Genomic DNA, 20,749 nt, shown 5'->3' on the forward strand with positions numbered 1-20,749 from the left:
CCTTGTCTTCCATGGCGCCTACCGGGTTAGCTGACGGATTCGGGCATGGAAGCAGCCCTACGGCGCGACTCTCGGGCGCGCCGATTCACCCCAGAAACGTGGGTCCCCGGCTCCGCTCCGGTCACCGACCGGACGGACTCGGCCTCGCACCGCGGGAGCGGTGCAGGTATACGGATGTCTCTCTGGCAGATCTTGATGAGGGGGCGCGCGTCGATTGGCGCGCATCGCGTGCGGATACCGCTCCGCGATCCTCGGCCGCGCATGGTGCGGCCGGTGGCAACGCATGGGACGCGCTGCGTGATTCGGGATCGAAGGTACCAACCTTCTCAAGAAAAGCAAACCAGGCATAAAGTAAAGTCTTGCCTGCTCAAAGCCCTCTCAAGAGACTCCCAACACCGGGGCTGCGCCGCCTCTTCCCGATCTTTGTCGAAGCGCGCCCAACCCCTTGCCCGCCGCCCTTACCGGGCCTTCGGGAAAAGGTAAAGAAGATCGAATAGGGGGCGTCCGGCGTTCTCCGTCCGGCCCGCCTGCCACCCGGGCGTCCCGCTGAGTGAGGCGCACGTCACACCAGGCGATCTTCGCTGGTCAGGCGTGCCATTCGTCACCGCGAGGCCCGGGCGGTCACTCCACGTAAAGGGCGAAGAGCGTGGTGTCGTCCGCCGCCCGGTCGTGCTCCATCCGCGCCAGCACCTCGTCCAGCACCCGGTCGGGACGCGTGGAGGAGTCGCGCAGGATGCGGGTCAGGCGGACGATCCGCTCGTCCAGGTCCGCGTCCCGGCGCTCCACCAGGCCGTCGGTGTAGAGGAAGAGCATGTCGCCCGGCTCGAGCCCGGTGGTGATCGTCGTGTACTCCCACCCGGGCATGGCGCCGAGCATCGGGTCGCGGACGACCTCCATCGGGGTCGCCCGCCCGTCCCGGACCAGGATCGGCGGCGGATGGCCCGCGCACGTCCACTCCAGGACGTGCCGGGACGGGTCGTAGTGGGCGACGATGGCGGTGCCCGTCGCCGGCGGGTCCATGCCGCCGATCAGCTCGTTCAGCCAGCCGACCAGCCGCCCCGGGCGCTCCCCCGTGCAGGCGAGGCCCAGCAGGCCGTTCCGGGCCCGTGCCATCGCCGCCGCCGCCGGCAGCCCATGCCCGGCCGCGTCCCCGATCGCGAACATCGCCCGCCCGTTCTGAAGGGCTTTGGTCGCGAACCAGTCGCCGCCGATGCGAGCCGTGCTCTCCGCCGCCATGCTGCGGATCGAGGTGCACAGGCCCGGCAGCTGCTCGATCTCGTCCTCGTCCGGAAGGATGGCCCGCCGCAGGGTCACCGCCACGCGCCGCTCCTGTGCCGTCCGCGCCTGCTGGCGCAGCATCTGCCGCCGGGTCTCGGCCAGCGCGCGCTCCACCCCGCGCCGCCGGGTGATGTCCTGCGAGACGATGTTGATCGAGACGGGCAGCCCGGACTCGCCGAGCACGGGCTCGGCGAACACCCACAGATGGCGGGGCGCCCCGTCGATGCCGATCACGCGGTGCTCCGCCTCGACCGGTTCGCGCCGCGAGAACATGGTCTGGACGGCCTCCTCGACCAGCGGCAGGTCGTCGTCGGCCACGACCTTCGGCAGGTCGTGCGGCATCGGCGGCACCTCGTCGGGAGACAGGCCGTAGTTGGCCAGCATCTGCGGCGTCCAGTCCGCCTCCCCGGTGGCGAGGTCCCACTCCCCGAACCCGATCAGGGCGAGCCGCTCGACCCGCTCCAGCCGCCGCGCGATGCGGTCCTCGGCCAGGTGGTACCGCCACGTCACGCAGACACCGGTGGGAACCCGCACGCACCGCACACTCATCCGCGACGAGCGGGACAGGCCCCGCTGAGCCGTCGAGTACTGGATCGAGGAACGTTCCAAGGGCGTCCCGGACTCCAGCACCCCGACATAGTCGTCGAACAGGCCGCTGAGCACCGCCCCCGGGTCCGTCCGCAGCAGCCGCAGTCCGGTCAGCTCCTCCCGGCCCCGCCCGAACATGTCCTTGGCGACGCCGTTGAGCTCCGCGAACAGGAAGTCGACCACGGCGCCGTCCGGCCCCCGCACCGGGACCAGGTGGGCCGCCGAGTCGAGCGCCCCCTCCAGCACCGCCGTCGCCGCCGGATCGTCGGACACCCTCGCGAGGACCTCCGCGTCCCCCGCGGCGTCCTCGGCCGTCACCCGGCGCAGCACGTCCTCGGCCTCCGACAGGACCGCCTGGCGCTCCGCGGGCACCTCCTCGGCGCGCGGCGCCCTGCGCCCCGCCAGCACGGCCCCCACGGGCCCGCCGCCCCCGTCCTTGACGAGCAGCGACGCCGCCTCGGCCATCTCGATGTCCAGATCGCGCGCGAGCCAGATCAGGTGCTGCAGGGCCTCGCCCGGCGGGACGCCGAGACGCCGGGCCAGCACGACCCGCGCCTCCGCCATCACGGCCCGGTCGCGCGCCGCGCCCCGGAGGTCTTCCACGTCCGCACCGTGCACCCCGGGCTGCGTGCCTTCCGCTTCCGCCAACCCCGTCCCCCGTTCGGCGTCACTGCCCCTGGGAGAAAAAAGCTACATACGTCAGCGAGGGACTATTCGCCCATGTCCCTGCAAAGAGGCTAGATCTTTGCCCGGGTTTTCCGTTCACGCCCGAAGCCGACCGCTTCCGGTGACCGTCTCAAAACGGACCCCTTCCCAACCATGTGACCCACGTCACACCCGCGCCACCTGCCGCGTCAGCGAGGTGATCCGCGCCGCCGCCGTCCCGAACGGCGTCCCCGCCGGATGCAGCGTCAGCACCACCACGATCTTGTCTCCCACGACCCCCGTCGTGTGCAGCACGGGCCGCCCCAGCCCCAGGTCGGGCCGCCACGCCGCCGGCCGCACATGACACGGCTCCGACGGCGTCTCCCCGAACCCCGACCACCCCTGCTTGACGGCCCACGGCCGCTTCACCGCCCGCGGAATCCCGAACGTCTGGTCGAACCCGTCCGTCCCGCAGGGCGTCGACGCCCGCAACTGCCGGAGCACGAACTCCCGCTGCCCCTCCGGCGCCCGTTCCAGCAGATACCGGTACATCCGAACCACGTCCCGCGCACTGAGCGCCGTGTACCCCCAGAACCCGGGCTTCTCCGCGGGCGGCGGCGCGGTGTCCTCCAGCCCCAGCTTCCGCACCATCCGCTCGATGATCTGCTTCCGCCCGCCCCGCCGCCAGAACTCCGTGGCGGCCCCGTCGTCACTCGACCGCAGCATCGGCACCAGCAACCGCCGATCGGCCGCCGACACCTCATGCCGGTCCATGTAGTCCAGCGCGATGAGGATCTTCACCACCGAGGCCGACCGGAACGTCCGCCGCGTCGCCCGCGCGACCACCACCCGCCCAGCGGCCCGGTCGAACACCTCGTACGAGGCCCGCACCCCGACCGGCACCCGCACCACCGGCGCCCTGGACGGCGCCTCCGGAACCCGCGGCACGGCCCTCTTCGGCTCAGGACTCCCGCTCACCGTCCGAGCCCCTCCACCGTCCCCGCACCCGCACACCAGCCCCAGGCCCAAGACCCCGGCCAGCAACGCCCGCAAACCCACCATCAGGCCTGCCTACCAGAGATCCGCGCCCCCGTATCTCGGTACGCACGACCCCGCAGACTGCGCTACAGTAATCACGCCCGCTCAAACGGGCACCGGGACGTAGCGCAGTTTGGCAGCGCACTTGACTGGGGGTCAAGGGGTCGTGGGTTCAAATCCCGCCGTCCCGACAGAGTTTATACAGGTCAGAGGGCTAAAGCGGAGTCGCTTCGTGGCTCCCCCGATGTCGGTGGGGAGCCACAGGGGGAGCCAAGGCTCGTAGGCCCGGGCCCAGAAAGCGGCTTTCGTCACAGTGGATAGATCGCGCTAGCCGGAAATGCCCGCCGAGCACATGACACCGGTCAACAAGTCCTCGCTGTGGGCTCAGGTGAACATCCACAGAGCCTGGCGCACCACAGCGACGCGGGACCGCCACACATGCCTTACCGGTTCACCACGCACCCGGTTGACGCCTGGATCAACGCCTCCACACGGCACCGTCACGGGACGCGCTCGACAACGCATTGATGGAGTCGCCGATCGGCTTGTACAAGACCGAGCTGATCAAACCGCGTGGGCCGTCAAAGAACCTGACCGGAAGCCGAACCCGTAAGGCGCATCCATCCCGTACCGCGCGCCAGACATCCCCGCACTCTGCCACGAACCGCCCACTCGGGGGCTGGCTACGACGCACTGGTCAACCGCCGCCCAGCGGGCCACCGAGTACCCGGCGCCGTGGTGCCGCCGACCCGGTCTTCCTCCGCCACAGCGACGTGTGAACGGGCACCGGGCTGAGCGTGTGCCTGGACCGGGCGCTCGCGCCGGTCGCCGACGACCACGGGCAGGACGTCGCGTTGCACATGGCACGGCGGCTGATGATTTACCTGAAACGGCCCGGTGGGCATAGCTGGTTCAACGTTTCGCTCGATCCGGTCTCCACAGTCATGGGACAAGCTGGAGTCCGCAACCGCGCCAGCGACGGCGTTCTCCGCCCGCGCCCTCGCCGCGCCCAGTCTGGCGTGGTCGCTGCCGGCCATCTTCTTCTTGTACGGAGACTAGTTCGGCTGGTGGAACGCAGTCGCGCTGGGGCTCGTGGGGGCGGCGGTCATCGTGCTCTGGCGATCCAGATCCGGAGCGCCGGTGTCGCGACGACGGCGCGGCGAGCCATGGCCACCGATGATCCTCATCGACACGGCCTCGCCGACGCCGCCGTTCGAGCAACTCCGGGCCCAGCTGGCCCGGCAATTCCCGGACCGCTCGCTCGCCGTCGGCACGAGGCTGCCGCCGATCCGCCGGTTCGCAGCCGACCTCGGCCTCGCCGTGAACTCGAGCGTCGCCTACGACGGATCGGCGATTCCCAGCCTGCGCGCCAACGCCGGAAGGCCAGATCGGGCCGCTCCACGGACTGCGCTCCAGCCTGCCCGGGATCCGGTCTGACCGGCGCCAAGGGTCGTCAGTCGCTCGACTCCTGGTCATTGTCCAAACGGCTGGCGTCCCGCACACCTTCGAGCCGCAGAATGGTGACCTTCGGGCCGTCTCCGGCGACCAAGATCTCGTCGGACGTGCCAGCGCGGAACCTGCAGTCGCGGATCGGCCTGTCGCTGGACCACCGGCACATCTCGTGCCCGCTGTCGGCGTCCCAGACTACGATCACGCCGTCGCGGCCGACGGTGAGTGCGCGGGTGCCGTCGGGGCTGAAGGTAGACGCGGTCACCTGGTCGGTGTGACGGAGGATGACGATCTCTCGACCGGCCTGCGCATCCCGAATCTGCGCGGTTATTCCGTCGCAGGTGAGGATGCGGGTGCCGTCGGGACTGAACTCCACCGAGTGCACCCAAAGGAGATGAGTGAGGATGGTGATCACCCGGCCGGTGCTGGAGTCCCAGACCTGCGCCGGATCCTTCAAGCCTCCGGTGAGGAAGCGGCTACCGTCCGGGGTGAAGGCGATGGCGGTCACCGGGTCCTTGTCATGGTCCTCGGCCCTGGCGAGGCATTGACCCGTATTGGTATCCCAGATCTGCGCCAATCCGCCCGCGCCGCTGGTGAGGATGCGAGTGCCATCCTGGCTGAAGGCTGCCGCGCTCACTTCGCCGTAGAAACTGGTAAGGGTGGAGAGTTCCCGACCGCTAGTGGCGTCGGAGATTCGCACTGAATCCCAGCCGATGCTGACGACGCGGGTGCCGTTCGGACTGAAGCCGACCATTTTCACTGAGCTGTCGTGTTTGTTGAGCGTGATGACTTCGCGGCCGCTGCCAGCGTCCCAGATCCGCACCGTACCGTCCCGGTCGCCGGTGAGCGTACGGGTGCCATCGGGGCTGATGGCGATCGCCTCTACGGAGTCGGTGTTGTCGATTGTCCGGGTGGAGTGTCGGTTGGCATCAACGGTCCAAATCCGTACGGTGCCGTCCTGGCTGCCGGTGAGCGCGCGACTGCCACCGGGCCCTAAGGCGACCGCAGTCACTTCGGCGGCATGGCCGATGAGCGTGGTGATGTTTTGGCCGGTGTTCGCATCCCAGACCCGCGCCTCGCCGTCGTCATAGCACACGAGGATACGAGTGCGGTCGGGACTGAAGGTGGCCGCGGTCACCCCGTTGGCGGGACCGGTGAGGGTGGTAACTTCTTGGCCGGTGCTCGCGTCCCAGACCCGAATCTTGCCATCGATGCCGATCGTAAGTGCGCGGGTCCGGTCGGAGCTGAAAGCGACTGCGGTTACCCAGCTGCGGCCGATGAGGGTTGAGATCTCGCGGCCGGTGTTCGCGTCCCAGATGCGTGCGGTGCCGTCCCAGCTGCCGGTGAGTACCCGCGTGCCGTTGGGGGTAAAGGCCACCGCGCCCACTGCGTGGGTGTGGCCGGCGAGGGTGGTGATTTTCCGGCCGGTGCTCGCGTCCCAGATGCGTGCGGTGCCGTCCCAGCTGCCGGTCAGTACGCGGGTGCCGTCAGGGCTGAACGTGGCCGCGGCCACCCAGTCGGTGTGACCGGTGAAAGTGGTGAGGCCTTGCCCATTTCGGGCGTTCCAGATCCGCGCCGTTCGGCCTGGGCCCCCTACGAGAATGAGAGCGCCGTCCGGGCTGAAGGCCAGCGCGTTCACCGAGTCGTGATAGCCGTCGCTGAATGTTGAGAGTTCTCTACCGCTGTGGGCGTCCCAAACGTGTGTCGTGCCGATCGAGCTGCCGGTGACGATGCGGGTGCCGTCGGGACTGAAGGCGAGCGCTGTCACCGAACCAGCGGGGCCGGCGATGATCAATTCGAGCGGATCAGTGATCGGGTTGAGCGCGGCCGGGGTCAGCGGGCGGAGCCAGGCCGTCCGCAGGTGCGGGGTCAATGCAGCGGCCCACGTCGCGATCGCGTCGTCGGGGTGGGCCATCAGCCGTCCGGCAAGCTGGCCGGCCAGTTGTCCGGCGAGCACGTCACCCTCCGCCTGCTCGGTGAGCGCGAGGACGGACTGCATGAGCGCGCGACGGATGGCCTGGCCGCGCAGCCCTGTGGCGTGGGTGTAGTCGCCGAGGAGATCGGGCAGGCTGGCGGTGGTGATACGGGTGTGCATCCAGGAAACCTCACTCAGGAGGTCGTCCAGCTCGTTCTCGCGTCCCGCCCGGTGCAGGTGCCAGGCCAGGTTGCCGGGCAGATACGGGTCTTGGACCGCGATCTCGACCCATGGGCCGGGGCGTCGGGCCTGGTAGCCGTCCAGGAGGGCGGCGTGCGCGTCCCGCACCCGATCGGGGCCTAGCCGCTGGGTGATGGCGTCGCACTGCAGGTCGTGCGCGATGTAGCGGCCGTTACCTGCGGTGGTGAGCAGTGAGTGGCCGACCAGAGTCTCCAGCAGCTCGTCGACCTCGGGGCCTGGGAACGGGTGCCAGAGTGCCGCCGCGGCCTCGCGGGGGAATGGGCCACGTCCGGTGAAGACCGCCAGCCGCAGATACTGGTCACGCTGGTCTTGCGGGAGGATGTCGATGCCGACGTCGATGGCCGCTCGCAGGGTAGGGTACTCGTACTCGGGGTCGAAGTCGCCCTTAACCTTACGCAGGTCATCTTCGATGAGCGCCAAAACGTTCTCGAACGAGCGCCCGCGTGCGGCCATGGCCCCGGCCATCGCCACACCGAGCGCCAGGTTCCGTAGCCGGGTGCACAGCTTCCGCGCCGCCGTGGGCAGTTCGTCGACCGGCTGGCCGGTCCAGTTGGCCAGTACCGCGAGGGCTTGGTCCTGGGTCATCTCGTCCACCGGCACCGGGAGGGCTGCGATCGTGGTGGCAAGGTCCTGGCTTCGGGTCGTGAACAGCACCGGGCAGCCCGGCGACAGGCCCAGCACCGCGTCCAGTGGGCCGCGCGTCCACACGTTGTCCAGCACGATCAGCAACCGCCGGCCGGCGAGTTCTTTGGCCAGTGCATCCCGGGCGTGCTCGACGGTCGCGTAGGACGGATCGGTGATGCCCAGTCGGCGGGCCAGGTCGGTGAGCAGCGCGACCGGATCCGCACCGGGTTCGGTCTTGATCCAGGTCGCCTGCTTGTATTTCCGCCGCAGCCGCCGATCCCGGCACACCGCCGTGGCCAGCGTCGACTTGCCCGCACCCCCGAGCCCCACGAACGCCACCGCGCGCCGCCCGTGCCGCAGCGCCCGGACGGCCTGGGTGGTCAGATCGGTTCGCGGGACGAACCGTGGCTCGGCCCGGGGGGCGGCTCCCAGGAACCCCTCGGCCTCGACCAGCGACCGCTCTTGCCGCCCGGTCTGCCACAACCACGCCCACCGGGCCAGCCCAGCGACCACCACGGCGGCCGCGATGAGTCCGCCGGTGACCCAGCTGGCCCGCTCCAGCCGCTCGTCGAGGTCACCGTCTGACCACCCCACCGTCCACGCGACCGCCAGGACGATGACCAGGCTCCCCCCGACCGCCGCAGCCCACCGGCGCCTCACACCCCGTACCGCCATGACCCTATGCTGCCCGGAAACTCCCACCCTGCGAAGCGATACCAGCGGCCCCGTCCGGCCAGGGCGGTCTTGAGACATTTCGAGGTGAGCGGCCTGGCAGAGGAGGGCCACAGACACCCACCCGGTCAGACCTCTCCGAAGGTGCGGGCTGTGGCATGCTTGACAACAAGTCGGTGCTGGTGATTACTGCGAGATGGGCAGGCTTTCGGAGGGACAACCTGATGGATCCGGCGGAAATCGTCGACATCGCGCTGCGGGACCCGTGGCGGGCGGCCGTCCTGGCGCAAGTGCGCGAACACCGACTGAAAGACTGCTGGGTGGCCGGAGTCGTCCGGAACATCGTATGGGACCACCTGCACGGCTATGCCGAGCCCAACCCGCTGAACGATATCGATGTCACTTATTTTAATGCAGGGAACATCGACCGGAATCGCGAGCCTGCGGCTCAAAGAAAAGCTTGCACGAATATTTCCCGATTAGAAGTTCTCGATAAAGAGCCAGGCGCGGATTTATGTCCGCGACGCGATGCGGCGATGGCCGGAGACATTCACGACCATCAGGATATCATCCTCCGCCGCCCCCGAACTCAGTGCTCCGTTCGGGGTGTGCGACCTGGCCGCCGACCTTGTCGTGCGGCCGACAGCCCCGGACATGCTCGATCTGGTGAAACAACGAGCGGCCCAGAAGGACTTGCCGGGCGGCCGCGTCTGCGGGTGGAGTCATCACTGTGAATAGGACCGTCGTCGTCACCGGGCCGCCCGCCTCCGGAAAGACGATCATCAGAAGATCCGTCGAGTCGTTCTTCCCGCTACAGGGCGAGCCGTTCCTTAATATCGGCATCGACGAGGTTCTCCGGGAGATGGTGCGAACCGGGAAAGCGGGCGGTGAGGCGTGGATCGACGACAATGACGCGGTCCTACTCAAACCCGGGACGGCCATGTTGCGCAGCGCGTTCGACGAGATACTCGACCGGGTCAGTGCACATTCAGGATCGGCATTGATAGAAGTGCCGGTGAATGCTCGATGGTTCCGCGCCTTCACCGAGTTGGACAGATCGGCGCGAGCGCTCGTCATATTCTTGACCGCACCGCTTCGGGTGCGGCGGCAACGAAACGTGGGCCGCGGGCGCGATCGCATTTCCGACGCGGGCCTGGTACAGATGCCAGCGACCCTGCCACCCGCCGAGATGCAGGCCATCATGGATAATGTCGAAACGCTTCTCGTGACGTCGACGGTCAGGCCGCTGGTCGAGACGATACGGCTGTGCCAAGGCTGCTGCCGCCTCCATCTGGGCGATCATGGGGATGCGGCCGGAACCGTGGTCGCCGACCGCGCCACACCGACGGGAAAGTAGACCGGTTTGCCGTTACTGCTGACCATTGCCGTGACCGGCTCCCTGGTCACGGGCTTCATCAACCGTGGCACACCGTTCGTCGTACCCGTGTCCATGCTCGCCGGATACTGCTTCACCGACCTCGCGGAGCGGGTCTCGGCGATCCAGTCGGGGCTTCGTCTGGCCGATCCTGCTGGCCAACATCGTCTACCGGAGATCTCCCGTACGGGTCTCCATCGCCTACTTGGTCGCCATCCCCGTCGACGGCGACCAACTGCTCGTGCAAGGAAGCCGCATCATCACTCAGTTCCAGCCGGTCGGCGGCGTGTACAAGATCCACCTGTCGGACACCGAGCTCGCGCGGCGGTTCCACACCAGGCCAGACGGCCGTTCACCATCGACCGCAGAAGCCAGAGCGATCTTCGGTTGCACCTTCCCGGTAAGGATCCCCACCGGTCGCTCAAAGGGTTCGCGACCCGCGAGGACCGGGAGTTCTTCCCGCTGCGGGATTTCCATGAGGAGCTCGTTGCGACCGGCATCCTGGATAAGGACTTCTTCGCGGCCTTCGACTGCTCCTCCCTGGGCACCCGGCATCTGCCGCTCAAGTACGGCAGCTATTCGCAGTGTCAGCAACTGATCGTCGCCGATGTCTACCTGCTGCGGCCCACGGACGAGCAGCGGGAGGCACTCCGCGAGCTGCGGGAGAAGACGAGGGCCAAGAGCGGTTCGACGGAACGCCACGTCTATCTCCAGTCCGCAGGAGACAGCACGGGCGGAGTCGGCGGCACGGCTCAGAGGGACTTCGATGTCGCACCGACCTCGAGATGGCTGCTGGGAGACTAGTAATGGCCGGATTTGCCGAGGACCTGATATCCCAGGGCTGGGCGCGGCTGCCGTTGGACCCGGCGACGCCGCCGCATCGGAAGGTACTCGAGCGTCGCGCGAGATGCGCCGAGCTGTTCACCCGGATGATGCTGGCCGAGGATCCGCACGAGCTACAGGTCACGCCGACCGGACAGTACGGTTTCACTGCGGACGGGAATGAGAGCACTGTCGGGCTCAGCGAGCTTCGCAGCCATTTCGTCTTCAACCAGTCGCTGCCGTTCGACCACCCCATGGCCTCCCTGGCCCCGCTTTTCTACGGAAATCCCGATGCCACCGCATCGCTGGGCCTCGATGATAAGTTCGCGGCCACCGTTTTGGCTCTCCAAGAGGATCTGGACGTCCTTACGATGGCCCATCTCGAGGAACTGGAGACGACTCTCGGTCTTGCCTTCGGCGAGATCACGGGCAGGCTCGCCCTGGGCGAGCGCCTCTTGCGGCTACAATGGTATCCGGCGGTGACGGGAGACTCTCTCAAAACATACATTGTGGAGGTCGATGGCCGTAATACCAGCATTGTTGGTTGGCAGATGCGAACTGCGGGCGCCACCGAGACACCAACGGTTCGAGTCAGCCCGCACAAAGACATCGGACACTGGACCTGGCAGGTCTACGCCGCCGACTCGAAACTGAGATTCCTGGGTGCGGGCTCGGACGGCGCGACACCGGCGCCCAGCGGCGACTGGCTGTACGGGAACGTCTGCGAGTTCCTGGCGGACGACGTCAAGGGCCTGCAAGCGCCCATTCATTGGGTCGACGTGGACGCCGACAGCCTAGCAAAAAATCGAGTTTCTATTTCATATTTCGCGCATGCGCGCCCTGGGGTCTTCTCCAGAACTGAGTGCGCCGGCCTAAAACTGTACGATCGCCTTGTCGGGCTCGGCTACGCGGCGCAGGACGAGAGAGCACAGGCGGCGCGTATGCTACCGCCGCTCGGGCCATCGGACCAAGAAGTGTTATCCACAATGCTCGACTGGGAGAAGGCGAACCGTGTACCCAGCGGCTTCTCAGTAGGCGTCTCGCGTTATTATTACAAGAGCCACGGTGGGCATATAAGGCGCAGGCCCCGGGATGACGTAGATCCACTCTTGTAGCGCGCTGCGCGAGCTGGCCGCCACAACCACACCCACCGCACGAGCGCGGACCGCGACGACCATCGCCCCGATGATGGGGGCAATCCACCTCGCGCGCTCCAGCCGCACGTCGTTACCGCCCGGCGACAGCGCCATCCACCTTATCGCCGCAACGATCGCAAAGCCCCGACCACCGCCGAAGTCGGCTATGTGGGTCGCGGTGGGTTCGAGCGGCTGGGAGTTCCGGCCTGTTTGATCAGGCGCCCGAACCGCTCCACGACTCCTTCCTCGTGGGAAGCTCATCGCCCGCAGTTGCCTCGGACCGTAATCTTGTTCACAGTAGAAGCCCCTTGGCGGGGGCCTCTGGGGAGCCAATCAGGGAGCCACCGTGGTCGGCCCCAACTGGACCCGCCACGACTCCCCCGGACGTTTTTGCAGGTGAGAGGCTCCCCGATCGACTTCCATCGACCTTAATCGACTGGTCTGCTGTGCCTGGGGGTCAAGGGGTCGTGGGTTCAAATCCCGCCGTCCCGACAGAGTTTATGCAGGTCAAAGGGCCGAGCTGGAGTCGCTCCGTGGCTTCCCCCACGGCGGTGGGGAGCCACAGGGGGAGCCAACGCCCGCAGACTCGGGCCCAGAAAGCGGCTTTCGTCTCAGTGGATAGATCACGTTAGCCGGAAATGCGTGTCAAGCACATGACACCGGTCAAGAAGTCCTCGCTGGGCGCTCAGGTGAATATCCACAGACCCTTCGCTCGTCGTCGCGGACGGGTTCGCCTACGGTGACGCCGTGCAGGACGAGGGCAAGGATCTCTGCCCCGCGCACCATCCTGGGGCCGGGGCGGTTGAAGTAGGCAGGGTCGTCCAGGATCCACACCTGTCCGGCCCGCCCCCGCCCAGTCCCTCGGGTCTAGCCTCGGCCTTGGTGCGTTCCGGGTTGAAGCCGCAGGGCATTAAAGGATGACGTCGGGACGGGCGGCGGCGAGCGCGTCGCTCGCCCCGGTGTACTCGCCTGGCGACGCCCGCGTCGATGGCGGTCGGCAGGCGGGTGTGTTCGCCGAGCGGCTGGCTGACCAGATGCGTGTTGACGGGCGCCGCTGTGTCCGGCCCCTTGCTGGCGGCGGGGTGAGCGAACGGAACCCGCAAAGGGTCATGCTGGCCGTCGGGAGTGGGTGGCATGCCCGTCCCCCGGCAAGTGGTTTGGAGGTCGCCGTCCGGCTGCGCACTCACCGGGGCAGCGGCGATGAGGACAACGCGGACATCGTGGGCGACCCGTACGACCTGTCGTGGCCGGTGATACGCCATGTCGCACCGCACCGGGCTGGGCGCGGGGAACTGGTTCATCGCGGAGAGCCGGGAGTTCCTCGGCCCCGCGCGGCGACCTGGGACGCCGAATTCGGCGACGACATGCCCGCCTACGCCGCCGCGGTCGCCATCCCGGCTGGCTCAAACGTTGTCGACGTCGGCTGCGGCACCGGACGCGCACTGCCCGTCACGCGCAGGTCTACCGGACCCGCGAGGGAGCGTGGTAGGTGGTCGGCGGCCTGATCGTCATCGTTTGGGACAACCTGGGCACCCACCGCTCGGCCCGGATGCGTCGCCACCTGCCCGCCCGGGACTGGCTCACCGTCTTCTACCTGCCGCCCTACACTCCCGAACTCAACCCCGTCGAAAGCGTCTGGTCACACCTGAAGCGATCCCTGGCCAACCTCGCCAAGCACACCATCGACCAGCTCATGAGGCTGATCAAGACCAGCTTGAAACGCATCCAGCACCGGCATGCCCTACTGAACGGCCTCCTCGCCCACACCCACCGACCACTCTGATAACTCCCACTATTGAAGACCCTCTGGAAAAACCGGTGTTCAGTCGCTCGCGAGAGCCACACCCAAGGCCTCGCTGATGGCGTCGTCGAGCGTCAGATAGCTGTCCAAAGCGAAGAAACCGCAAGGCTCGATGCGCTCGGGGAGCACATCGCCCCGGTCGTTTACATAAACTTCTTTTAGCGGCTTGCGGAAGCAATGCCGGGCGAGCACGTCACTGTCTTCGAGCGGCGCGTGCACGACGTTCTCAAAGAAGCCCTTGAGCCAGGGCTGCCGGTTGATGAACTTCGGTGGGACCAGCAGGTCGTCCACCGTCAGCGCTCCCAACTCGGGGACCTTCTCCTTCGAACGATGGCCGTAGAGGTAGATGAGATTGGCCCCGGGCATGGGAGAATCTCCCATCGGCATGTCGACCCTGATCACCCGGCCGAACATGAAATGCTCGCCGGCCTGGGGAACACGGAAGGCGAAGACGTCGCCTTCCCGCAACTTCCGCCGGGACGGTTTCAATATCTCCATGTTCGGCACTTCGAACCCACCTAGTAGCCATTAGACTTGAGCCACGCCTCTCCCCATGTTACAGCACGCTTGTAGTACTCGCCACGCCGCGGACTGATGCTGTTGATCTTATTAACGTACTGTGGATTCCGGTTGATCATGGCTTGCTCGATCGCGCGCGCCTCGCCTCGAGTTACTCCCGAACCGGACGTGATCGCCGAAATCGTGAATCTCGCGCCGTGTTTCGATTGCCGCTTCCTTAGGTTGTTCGTGATGCCGACGTATACGTCCGTTCCACTTTTGTCAACGCCCAGGTACACCTGATAGTTCTTCCGCGCGTTATAACCGCTGCGGAGCCCGGCGGGAAGCCCCTTGGCCAGGATCCTGGCGAGTGCGGAGCCGGTCCCCCCCTCCTTGATCGGCGGCATGCCGGGCGCCTTGCCGCACCAGTCGGGATTCGCCGTGCAGATTCCCGCGTGGACCGCGTACTCAAGACCTTCATTACCGTGGCCTATCTGGTTGTCGCATTCGGCGGTGCCCATCCCGCACGCCTTCTCCTGGGCCTCCATGAGAGCCGTCCAAGACGGGGCGAGGATGAGGTCGCCGGCGACGTGCAACTGCGGGATCTCGAAGAGCGGCGGCGGCGTCTTGACGACCGGCTTGTTACCGTCCCCTCCACCCCCGCCTCCGGCGCCCGGCACGTAGCCCGAGCCGTAACTGTCGCCGCTTCTAGCTACTCTTCGACCGCTGGGGTTGTAAACGTCGTAGCCGCCCCGATTGTTGGGGCGGCGGTCCACGCCATCGCCGTTGGAGCATTCCATGCCGTCGGAAGTTCTGCGGCACATGTTGCCGTCAGGGTCGGCGTTGGTGACGGGGTTGTTGTTGGCGTAGCTGTAGCCGTTCAGTTGCTGAGGGTCGGCCGGGTCCATGAGGGGGTCGACGGAGATGAAGCGGCCTGTTGCCGGGTCGTATTCGCGAGCGCCCAGATGGGTGAGGCCGGTGTTGTCGTTGGTGCCACCGACAAAGCCCTTGTCCATAGCGGTAGGCCAGATGCCGGTGGAACCGCCGCGGTCATCTCCGAAGGGCGTGTACCGGCGTTGGCTGAGGTTGGTCAGGTTAGCGGCGGGGACGGTGAGCTGGGCGGTGTTCTGATGGTCGGCCGCCAAGAGGGTGATGCCGGCGGCGGTGCGCATGGCGACGGTCTGGCCGCCGTGGGAGTAGTAGCGCGTGGCGGTGACGCTACCGCCGCTGAGGCGGAGTTCCATGCCCGGCAGGTACAGGACGGTGCCCGACTTGTCGCGGCGGACGAGCCGGTTGCCGTCAGCGTCGTAGACGAAGCTGGTGTCGCCTTGAGCAGTGTCGGTGACCTTGGAAATTTCGTTCTGGTGGTCCCAGGCGAATTGGAGAGTGGTCGTGCCGTCCGTGCGTTGGGTGGTGTTGCCGACAGGGTCGTAGGTATAGGTGAGGTTCTTTTGCTGGACGCCGCCGGGCCCGCTGGTTCGCTGGGTATAGCTGGCGAGTTGGTATCCCTTGTAGGTGGGGTCGACGCCGGTGTCTCCCGCGTAGCGGTAGCCGTGATCTCCTTGCCAGGCACCGCCGCCGGTTCCAGCTCCCCAGCTCTCCTCTTTAGTGCGGTTCCCGTCCGGGTTGTAGCTGTACTTCTTGCGGTACGGAGCGGGGCCTGCGACTTCGGCGGTGGAGGGGGTGGCAGCGCAGGTGGTGGTGTTCTGCGTCCAGGCATCGGTGAGGCGGCGCTGGAAGTCGTACCGGAAGCACTGGGTGTCGGTGGTGACACCGCCGGTGGATGCGTGCCCGGTGATATCGGTGATCTGCCGGACGTTGCCGGCGTCGTCGTAGGTGTAGGTGGCGTCGCGGGCATAGCCGTCGATGCCCTCGCGGCTGACGGTGGAGTGGGTCAGGCGGCGGGTGGCGAGGTCGTAGTCGTAGCCGACGTTGACGTTCTTGCCTCCGGCTGACAGCACGTAGCCGCGGAGCTGCCCGAGGTCGGTGTAGCTGGTGCCGGTGACGTATCGGGAGTTTCCGGTCAGCGTGAGCGGCCGCTTCAGGTTCTCGTCGTCGTAGGTGTAGGTGAGGACTTCGGCCGGCAGGTCACCGGCTGCGGGCTGGCTGGTGGACTGGACGGTCCCGTCCGGGTTGTAGGTGGTGTTGAACTGGTAGCTGTTGTCCAGCCCCGTTCCCTCGGCACCGGCCGGGATGGTGATCGTTGTACGTTTGGGCCGGTTGAGGTTGTCGTAGTCGTCGGTGCGGATTTTGTATTCGTAGGTCTGGCCGTCGACGCCGGCGGCTTTGCGCGAGGCGAAGGTGAGCTGGCCTGGGCGTACGGTGTCATAACCCCACAGGGAGATCAGGTCGCCCTTGTCGCCGTCGCTGTTGGCAGCGTAGGTGCGGAGTTTGCGGCCGAGTTCGTCGTACTCGTGGAACACCTTGCCCGCGGAGCCACGGGAGTCGGTGGTGGAGACGACCTGGTCCAGGTCGTCATAGGCGGTCGTGGTGGTGCCGCGATCAGGGTCGATGGCGCTCGTCTGCCGACCGCGGACGTCGTAGCGGTACTCCCAGGTCTTGCCGCCCGGCCCCAGGATCTTGGTGACCCGGTCAGCGGGATCGTACTGGTAGCTGGTGGTGATGTAGTCGCTGCCGGCCGGCGAGGCGGCGTTGTGCTGCCGCAGCTCGATGGTGCGGCCGAGCGCGTCGGTGTAGGCGGTGGTGGGTGTACCCCCGTCCGGCGGGGTCTTCTTGACCCAGTCGCCGACCGTGTCGCTTCCATAGCTGTAGGCGGTGGCGTACACCTCGGGGTTGTCGCCCGCGCCTCCCAGTAGCGCCTCGCGGGTTTTGCGGCCGGCGCCGTCGTAGCTGTATCGGGTCTGGCTATGAACCAGGCCCTGCATGTCGGGACCAAACAGGCTCGGGGTCGGGCCGGCCTGGTCGTTGTAGTAGCCGTTGTAGGTGAAGGCGACCAGGCCCCGGCCGTCGTAGAGCATGTCGGTGATGACACGGCCGCCGTTCTGGCCTGGCACCTGAGTCTGGCGGGCCCTCAGGAACCCGTCATAGATCTCATAGGTCGGTCGGCTGAGAGCGCCGGTGTTGGTGACGGTGCGGGTACCCACGACGACGGGCGCGTTCTCGGCTACCTGGTAGGTGAACTCCGCGCTGGCGGTCTCGCCGCCGGTTCGGTTGCGGTTGGGCTCCCATACCTTGATGGTGCGGCCGAGCGCGTCGTAGTAGACGTCGGTCTTGCCGCCTGCTTCGTCGAGCTCGACGATCGGCAGGCCCCACGCCGGGTCCAGCGTCGTGGTGGTGGACAGCTTCAGGCTGCTGCCGTCGTCCTTGGTCACCGTCGGAAGCGTGGTCGTGACCTTGGTCGTCAGTCCGGGCGCTGTCCCCGCGGGGGTCTGGGTGAAGCTGGTGGTGGTGACGTGCCCCTGGACGTCTGACGTCGTCGTGGGCCGGCCGTACCCGTCGAAGCCGGTGACGGCCGACATTTTCTGGTAGGTCGGGCTGGAGCCGTCGGCGGCGGCGTGAGACACCAGGCGCTCGGTGTAGGTGACCCGCCCCTTGCTGATCGACTTGAAGGCGCTCTTGGGGGTCGATGAGGTGCCGTCGTAATAGGTGCGAGTGTCCGACAGCACATGGACCCTGCGGTCCAATCCACTCCACAGGCAACTGCCCTGGGTGACCTCCTTCTCCGCAACGTGGCTGCGAATCCAGGCGGTGGCGTTGTCGGCGTAGGTGTAGCGGGTGCAGCGGTCGTCGCTGCTCACCGCCAGGTCCCCGTTGTCGGACGTCCAGTTGACCCGCCCGGTGTCGTGGTCGTAGTCGGTGCGGACCTCGGCTTTGCGCCACAAGCCAGGCCCTAGCGGGGTGAACGTCCGGGCGTACTCGATGCCCACGATATTGGCGGTGACGGTACCCCAGGACCGGGTCTTGGAGGCGGTCTGGTAGCGGACCGGCAGATTCTGCGTCCACTCCAGGGTCTGGCCGCCGGGCTTGTCCAACTGCACGGTGCGCAGTTCCTGACCGGCGAAGGCGTCGTGGTCGGTGACGGTGCCGCCGTCGCCGTTGTCGACGGTGACCGTGCGCTTCTGGTCAGGATCGGTCGTTGAGGTGCGGTCGCCGTGCATGCCGCGCAGGAAGTAATGGTCGGTCTGGGCGACCATGCCGTCGACAAGGTCGGAACCGGTCAGCACGCTGACCTTGTCGTAGCCGCGCCACTGGCTCCAGGTCTTGTACTTCTCCCGTGTCAGGCCGTCGTCATCGTCGTAATGCCAGGCGCCGCCCTTGGATTCGTCGTAGACATACTTTGTGACCATGTCGGCGCTGTGGCCGGTTCGGTCACGCGCGATCACGTGGGTGACGACGTACTTGTGGAACCAGTCCAGGCTGGGGTCGAGGTCTCCGTCGTGGGCCCAGTAGACCGGGAAGCAGCGCTTGGTGTTGGTCTGCGGGGTCGGCAGGTCGTCGGTCGTGCATTGGGCGGTGCTGTAGGCGACGGACAGCTCACTGCCGGATTCGTCGGCGACGTAGTCCAGGCGATAGCGCATGAGCCCGCCGGTATCACCGGTTCGGACGCGGTTGTAGCGCTCCTCGTAGTCGAGCGTCACCTTGGGCAGCGTGATCGCGGTGGTGGCTGCGTGCCCGGTGTGCTGGATGGAGGTGGCCAGCAGTGCCCGCGCGTAGTCGGCGGTGCCCCACTTGTGGGTCAGCGTCCAGGAGTCGACGTCCCGCCAGGTGCCGTCCGCCTTGATCACCTGGGTCTTGACCGACTCCAGCCGCTTGCGCGTCCAGAAGGTCGGCGAGACCGTGCCCCTGAAGTCCTTGCACTCGGTGCCGGACTTGCAGTTGAGGTCGTAGGGGACGTCCGGCCACAGGTTCGGATTGGTCTCGATCTTGGAGGGGTCGCAGTTGGTGTCGGTGTCCAGGCACCGTTCCTTGCTGTTGAACACCACACGGGCCGGCGCCTTGGCCCACAGGTTGTCCGACCGCAGCCCGTACTCGATCCGGTTCAGCACACCGCCGCGGACATACGGCGTCTCGTCCTCGGGCTTGAGGTTGCGGCCGTAGTAATTGATCTCCTTGTCGTAGTAGTAGGTGACAGCGTTGCCGTCAGGATCGACCGCGTAGTCCAGGTTCCATCGCCACGCCTGCTGGCACGACGAATCCTTGAACGCGTCCTCGTGGCACGGCTCGTTCGCATCGTTCCCGAACACCGGGACGGTCCAGGTGGAATTGGTCTCCGGGTTGCCGCTTGCCCAGTTGTCCAGCCGGTGCTTGCCGAAGTAATAGACGGTCCCGTCGGTGACGGTGACCTTCCAGTATTCATTGTTGTTGTCGCCGTTGCCGGTTGTGGCGTCGGTACCGGTCAGCTGCTCGATGCGGGTGCCGTCGTCGTTCTTCAGCCGCCATTTTCCTGCGCCGTCGGGGACCAGCTCACCGCCGTGTCCGTTCAGCTGCATCGTGGCGTTGTCGTAACCCCAGCACTGGTCACCGGGGGAGTTTCCCCACTCGTCCTTCGGCGCATCGTCGTCTTCGCAGGCTTTGTAACGGCGCTCAATGAACCCTGGCCACAGGTCGAATCCATCCCCTACCCAGGAGGACTGAGCGTTGGTGTTCGAGGTCAGGCCGTCGATGTTGCCCGAGGAATAGCTGATGCTCACCTGGGGGGTCATGGTGCCGGGCACCGGCGGCACTCGCATGGGGTAGGACCAGGTGAAGTCGCCGGTGTTGAGGTTCATGTTCCAGGTTGACGAGGCCGTCAGCTTGGTGGCCTTGAAGTCGCCCTGCTCGCCGGCGGTTCCGGCGGCCGTGGCCAGGACCGTCGGCCCCGCCGTGGTCGTCGGCTGTTGCAGTGCCGCCTGCCGGGTGGCTGGATCCGATGCGGCCTGTACCTGCGCGATCAGCGTTCGGTTCTTGGTGTCGTGGGTCGTCGCCACCGGAGTGGCCGTCCGGCATTCGGCCCGCTCCGGCACCGTCAGGACGCACGCCGGGTACTGCACGAGCTTGAGCCGATCGGCGTATGCGCCACCGAACGCCGACGCGAAGGAGGCGTAGTTCAGCCCGACACCGACTTGCCCCGGTGTCGCGTCGTCAGTGCGGGCAACCGAGATCATGACGCCTCGGACGCCGGCGCGTTGGCTCACACTGCGGTCGACGACCTGGACCCGGACCTGCTCGGCCGCCGGTAGACCTCGTGACCCCGGACGTGAATCGAGGCGCGCCGCATCGCTCGGAGCGGTGACCCAGACGGGGAGATCACCGGCGCGGGCCCAGCGGCCCTTGCCGGGGACCTTGCTGGTCACCGTGCCGGCCTTCGGCCAGCTCGGCGCAGGGGCCGCCTTGGTGGTCAGGTGCTTGTTCCCGGCCTTGCGCGGCCGCGTCTTCAGCGCCCGGCCCTTGACCGGCTTGGCGTCCTTGAACTGGCGACTCGCCACCGGCTCGGCCCGCGCGGGCAGCGGCGACGCCAGTCCGACCGCCAGCACGGCGGCCATGCCCAGCGCGATCTTCGACCGCATCCGGCGGTGGCCGCCCAGCAGCATCCGGGTACCGCGCTTACTCACAACGTCCTCCGGGGCAACGCACGTCCCTTGATGAAGGGGACGCTCATGATTCTCAACAGGGGAGAGCGACAGCAGTCGGTCGCCGTGCGCGGCCCG

General features: G+C 67.1%; 10 protein-coding genes, 1 tRNA gene, 1 pseudogene and 1 riboswitch. Of the genes and pseudogenes, 7 read left to right on the forward strand and 5 right to left on the reverse strand.

Annotation, left to right across the window (positions count from 1 at the left end):
- A riboswitch (cyclic di-AMP (ydaO/yuaA leader) is annotated at window positions 1-154 on the reverse strand.
- 467 nt (window positions 155-621) lie between these two features.
- Together AB0K37_RS01100 and AB0K37_RS01105 are read right to left on the reverse strand one after the other, a co-directional pair.
- Window positions 622-2,469: a SpoIIE family protein phosphatase gene (locus tag AB0K37_RS01100; protein WP_363972863.1), complete on the reverse strand. Its 1,848-nt coding sequence runs from the start codon at window positions 2,467-2,469 to the stop codon at window positions 622-624.
- A 228-nt stretch (window positions 2,470-2,697) separates the two neighbouring features.
- Window positions 2,698-3,489, reverse strand: a complete 792-nt coding sequence (locus tag AB0K37_RS01105) for a hypothetical protein (protein ID WP_363972866.1) — start codon at window positions 3,487-3,489, stop codon at window positions 2,698-2,700.
- Window positions 3,490-3,666: 177 nt separating this feature from the next.
- On the opposite strand from AB0K37_RS01105, the gene AB0K37_RS01110 reads away from it, so the two are divergent.
- Together AB0K37_RS01110 and AB0K37_RS01115 are read left to right on the forward strand one after the other, a co-directional pair.
- Window positions 3,667-3,740 (forward strand) — tRNA-Pro (locus tag AB0K37_RS01110).
- Window positions 3,741-4,725: 985 nt separating this feature from the next.
- Complete coding sequence (locus AB0K37_RS01115; RefSeq protein WP_363972869.1) at window positions 4,726-4,986, forward strand: hypothetical protein; 261 nt, start codon at window positions 4,726-4,728, stop codon at window positions 4,984-4,986.
- Between the two features lie 16 nt (window positions 4,987-5,002).
- On the opposite strand, the gene AB0K37_RS01120 is transcribed toward AB0K37_RS01115, so the two are convergent.
- Window positions 5,003-8,473, reverse strand: a complete 3,471-nt coding sequence (locus tag AB0K37_RS01120) for an NB-ARC domain-containing protein (protein WP_363972872.1) — start codon at window positions 8,471-8,473, stop codon at window positions 5,003-5,005.
- 155 nt (window positions 8,474-8,628) lie between these two features.
- Between AB0K37_RS01120 and AB0K37_RS01125 the strand changes: the two genes are divergently transcribed.
- From AB0K37_RS01125 to AB0K37_RS01145, 5 genes and pseudogenes are all read left to right on the forward strand, one after another.
- The gene (locus AB0K37_RS01125; RefSeq protein ID WP_363972875.1) at window positions 8,629-9,204 is read left to right on the forward strand and encodes a nucleotidyltransferase family protein; all 576 of its coding nucleotides are present in this window, start codon (window positions 8,629-8,631) and stop codon (window positions 9,202-9,204) included.
- Window positions 9,201-9,827 (forward strand): hypothetical protein, encoded by a 627-nt coding sequence (locus AB0K37_RS01130; RefSeq protein WP_363972878.1) that lies wholly within the window; start codon window positions 9,201-9,203, stop codon window positions 9,825-9,827. The genes AB0K37_RS01125 and AB0K37_RS01130 overlap by 4 nt, the downstream gene beginning before the upstream one ends.
- Window positions 9,828-10,086: 259 nt before the next feature.
- Window positions 10,087-10,649, forward strand: a pseudogene (locus tag AB0K37_RS01135) (hypothetical protein).
- A 2-nt stretch (window positions 10,650-10,651) separates the two neighbouring features.
- A complete protein-coding gene (locus AB0K37_RS01140; RefSeq protein ID WP_363972881.1) occupies window positions 10,652-11,782 on the forward strand; it encodes a hypothetical protein in 1,131 nt (376 codons plus the stop codon).
- A 1,510-nt stretch (window positions 11,783-13,292) separates the two neighbouring features.
- Entirely contained in the window at window positions 13,293-13,586 is a 294-nt protein-coding gene (locus AB0K37_RS01145; protein WP_363972884.1) for a transposase, read from the forward strand.
- A gap of 39 nt (window positions 13,587-13,625) precedes the next feature.
- On the opposite strand, the gene AB0K37_RS01150 is transcribed toward AB0K37_RS01145, so the two are convergent.
- Window positions 13,626-14,102, reverse strand: coding sequence for an Imm26 family immunity protein (locus AB0K37_RS01150; protein WP_363972957.1), 477 nt, complete (start codon window positions 14,100-14,102; stop codon window positions 13,626-13,628).
- Between the two features lie 20 nt (window positions 14,103-14,122).
- Window positions 14,123-20,653 carry an RHS repeat-associated core domain-containing protein gene (locus AB0K37_RS01155; protein WP_363972887.1) on the reverse strand — a complete coding sequence of 2,177 codons (6,531 nt, stop codon included), beginning with the start codon at window positions 20,651-20,653 and terminating at the stop codon, window positions 14,123-14,125.
- Window positions 20,654-20,749 lie beyond the last annotated feature (96 nt).

Source organism: Actinomadura sp. NPDC049753, assembly GCF_040674655.1.
GTDB classification, from domain to species: Bacteria; Actinomycetota; Actinomycetes; order Streptosporangiales; family Streptosporangiaceae; genus Spirillospora; species Spirillospora verrucosospora.

Coding starts and splice junctions, on each gene's coding strand:
- AB0K37_RS01115 (WP_363972869.1), top strand. CDS start 4,726: ATGATCCTCATCGACACGGCCTCGCCGACGCCGCCGTTCGAGCAACTC.
- AB0K37_RS01120 (WP_363972872.1), bottom strand. CDS start 8,473: ATGGCGGTACGGGGTGTGAGGCGCCGGTGGGCTGCGGCGGTCGGGGGG.
- AB0K37_RS01125 (WP_363972875.1), top strand. CDS start 8,629: ATGCTTGACAACAAGTCGGTGCTGGTGATTACTGCGAGATGGGCAGGC.
- AB0K37_RS01140 (WP_363972881.1), top strand. CDS start 10,652: ATGGCCGGATTTGCCGAGGACCTGATATCCCAGGGCTGGGCGCGGCTG.
- AB0K37_RS01150 (WP_363972957.1), bottom strand. CDS start 14,102: ATGGAGATATTGAAACCGTCCCGGCGGAAGTTGCGGGAAGGCGACGTC.